Here is a 3,266-nt window from a genome sequence, read left to right as displayed (position 1 = left end):
GATCGTCGCCGGCGGGCGTTCCGTCAGCAAGATCGTCCGGATCAAGTCGCGCGGTCTGGATATCGACCGGATCGACCGGATCAACACGCTCTCCCGCCAAAGCAGGACGCTGACGCTGGACGAATTTCTAACACAGCTGCGCGCGATCGCCCGGCTTCACCCGTACTCACTTTCGCGCCGGATTGCGGCTGGGGCGTTAGGCGCGGGTGGATTCACCTTATTCTTCGGCGGGCAATTTCCCGATCTGTGCTGCGCGCTGGTCATCGGCGGCCTGATTGAAGGATGCAGTTCGATTTTGGAACAACGCCAGTTTCCGTCCTTCTTCGCAATCAGCCTGTGCTCGGCTCTCACCGCACTGTTGGCGATCGTCTTCAATCAAACCGGACTGGCGCCGTCGTTAGACGCGTTAATCATCGGCTGTCTGATGCTTCTGGTCCCCGGTCTGGCGATTACCAACGCGATCCGCGACAGCCTGTCCGGCGATCTGATCTCCGGGATGACCCGCGGTGTCGAGGCTTTCCTGATCGCGATTGCCGTGGCGTTAGGACCCGGCCTGGTCATGAGTCTGTGGATGATGCTGGGAGGAAACCCGCTATGGTGATCAAACTGATCGGCGCCTTCCTCGCTGAAATCGGCTTTGGCATTTTGTTTAATATCCATGATCGGAAACTGTTGGCGGCGGCGCTCACCGGAACCCTGGGCAGTCTGATCTATGAACTGGTGATGCAGGTTCACGGAGGCGAAGTGCTGGCAATGTTTCTGGCAGCCTGCGGACTGTGTCTGGTCAGCGAGCTGCTTGCCCGGCGCATGAAAACCCCGGTCACGACGTTTCTGATCTGCGCCCTGATCCCCCTGGTTCCCGGAGGCGGCATGTATTATACAATGCTGGCCATCATCCAGGGCAACACGATGAACGCTTTGGAAATCGGAATTCACACGTTGGGCTGCGCCGGCGCACTGGCGCTGGGAATTGCCCTGACCAGTGCTTTCTTCTCCTTTTCGATGAAAAAATCATGAAAAATCATGCGAAACCTGAATTTTTTCAGGTTTTTTATGTATAATTAACGTCATTCTGATGACATACTAAGGTCTGAGCTCATCTCTTAAGAAGTCTGAAAGTTTCTTACATTTTTCTTAAAATAAACAAAAACTTTCATGACTAATGTGAATTTTTCTTCACAGAGATTGCATTTCTTCTTCAGCCGTTTAAAATAGAATCCAGCATCCGGATTTTGGGGGGTGCTGCTTTTTACAGGGTGAAAATCCGAAGAAAGGACCATGTATATGCTAGAAAGTTTAAACGCATTTAATTTTACAATTTTTCTCTTATTCCTGCTTCTCTATCTCTATCAGATCATTTATGCCGGGATCGTCCTGTTTGGCAAAAAGAAGCCGGCGCCTGAAGCGAAGCAGATGCACCGCTATGGCGTCATCATCGCCGCGCGCAACGAAGCGACCGTCATCCGCGAACTGCTTCAGAGCATTAAGGCGCAGAATTATCCGGACGGGCTTGTCACGGCATTTGTGGTCGCTGATAACTGCACTGACAACACGGCCGAGCTGGCGCAGATGGAAGGTGCAGTCGTATATGAACGTTTCAATCAGCTCAAGGTCGGCAAAGGCTACGCGCTGGATTACGCGTTCAAGCACATCATGAAGGAATATCCCAAAGATTGGTTTGAGGCTTATTTTGTCTTTGACGCCGACAATCTGCTCGATCCGAACTATATTCGGGAAATGAACAAAGTCTTCGATTCCGGCTATGAAATCATCACCAGCTACCGCAACTCCAAGAATTACGATTCCAACTGGATTTCCGCCGGGTATTCGCTGTGGTTTTTACGCGAATCAAAATATCTGAACCAGGCGCGGATGATGTGCGGCTCCAGCTGTGCGATCTCCGGCACCGGCTTCATGATTTCCAATCAGATCGTTAAAGCGAACAACGGCTGGAAGCATCACTTACTGACCGAAGATATCGAATTCTCCGTCGACAGCGTCCTGCACGGATTAAAGATCGGCTATTGCGGCGACGCGGTGCTGTATGACGAACAGCCCTGCACGTTTGAACAATCTTGGAAACAGCGGCTGCGCTGGTCCAAGGGCTTCTATCAGGTTTTCGGTAAGTACGGCACTTCCCTGGTCAAACGGATTCTCAAGGAGCACGATTTCAGCAGCTACGATATGACGATGACGATTGCGCCGGCGTTGTTCGTTTCCCTGTTCAGCGTGCTGATCAACTCACTGGCTCTGGTATGGACATTGTTTGTTCAGCGTGACCCGGAAGTCTTATCCGTAACATTGGGCGCCATCACCGCTTCCGTCACGAATTACTATTTGATCCTGTACGCATTCGGCATCCTGACCACCGTTACGGAATGGAACAATATCCATTGCAGCGCCATGAAAAAAATCCTGTATACTTTCTCCTTTCCGATCTTTATTTTCACCTATGTTCCGATTGCGATCGAAGCGTTGTTCAAGAAGATCGAATGGAGTCCAATCACGCATACCATCGCCAAATCAATTCAGGAAATACGCGATTAACCGCGTATTTTTTTATCAGCTTCCTTAACGGAAACTAAAATTTCGCACGGACACAAACTTTAAGCAAAACAGAGCGCAGGCAAGAAGAAACTTTTGACATAACCGGAAACATTACGAAACGTCCGGCATGGGAAGCCGCCTTATGCTCTCACTGCGCAAAGTTTATAATTCAAACGTTTTCAGCCTGATTTCAGATTTTTGACGCGGGAATTGCTCAGTTTTAGACATTTTGTCTAAAAAGTCGTCGCCCGTCAAGGCAAGTTTACAATTTCTTCACACAAACTTCACGGATTCTTCCTATAATAAAAACGATAAGAAAGAAGGAAATAAAAATGTTCGATTCTGAATTTTTGGATTCCGATACCGCGGCGATTCAAAAAGAACTGCGGTCAATGAAAAGAACCTTCCGCCTCGGATTAGCCGCTTGCGCGCTGTTATCCGGAGTGATCGGCTTTTCTGCCGGGACGCTGGCCGCTAAAAGTCAGAAAGGCAGCGTCGTTGTCCAGAGCGTAGAGCGCCTGCCTCAGAATCTTGAGAATGTGCCTGTGACCTCGATCAATATTCCGACCGTCGCCGCCCGGACGCAGAACAGCGTCGTGGAGATCCGCACGGAATCGGTGACCAACAGCTTGTTCCTGCGCCAGTTTGTCACGGAAGGCGCCGGCAGCGGGGTGATCATTTCCGAGGATGGCTACATCGTCACCAGATCGGAAGAGCAC

3 protein-coding genes and 1 pseudogene are annotated in these 3,266 nt (G+C 50.4%); all 4 read left to right on the top strand.

Annotated features, from left to right (window positions below):
* The coding region (locus AC5OW4_RS14910) for a threonine/serine exporter family protein (protein WP_493677176.1) at positions 1–601 on the top strand (601 nt) is incomplete at its 5' end.
* Positions 595–1,017: a threonine/serine exporter family protein gene (locus AC5OW4_RS14905; RefSeq protein ID WP_072684083.1), complete on the top strand. Its 423-nt coding sequence runs from the start codon at positions 595–597 to the stop codon at positions 1,015–1,017. The genes AC5OW4_RS14910 and AC5OW4_RS14905, both read left to right, overlap by 7 nt.
* A 267-nt stretch (positions 1,018–1,284) precedes the next feature.
* Positions 1,285–2,547: a glycosyltransferase family 2 protein gene (locus AC5OW4_RS14900; RefSeq protein WP_229056845.1), complete on the top strand. Its 1,263-nt coding sequence runs from the start codon at positions 1,285–1,287 to the stop codon at positions 2,545–2,547.
* 332 nt (positions 2,548–2,879) lie between these two features.
* Positions 2,880–3,266 (top strand): annotated as a pseudogene (locus tag AC5OW4_RS14895) (S1C family serine protease); the annotation flags it as partial.

The organism is Holdemania sp. (assembly GCF_986127675.1).
This window is presented reverse-complemented; position numbering and strand designations above follow the sequence as displayed.

Bases quoted from the DNA above. Each gene is read 5' to 3' on its own strand.
- AC5OW4_RS14905 (WP_072684083.1), top strand. From the start codon at position 595: ATGGTGATCAAACTGATCGGCGCCTTCCTCGCTGAAATCGGCTTTGGC.
- AC5OW4_RS14900 (WP_229056845.1), top strand. From the start codon at position 1,285: ATGCTAGAAAGTTTAAACGCATTTAATTTTACAATTTTTCTCTTATTC.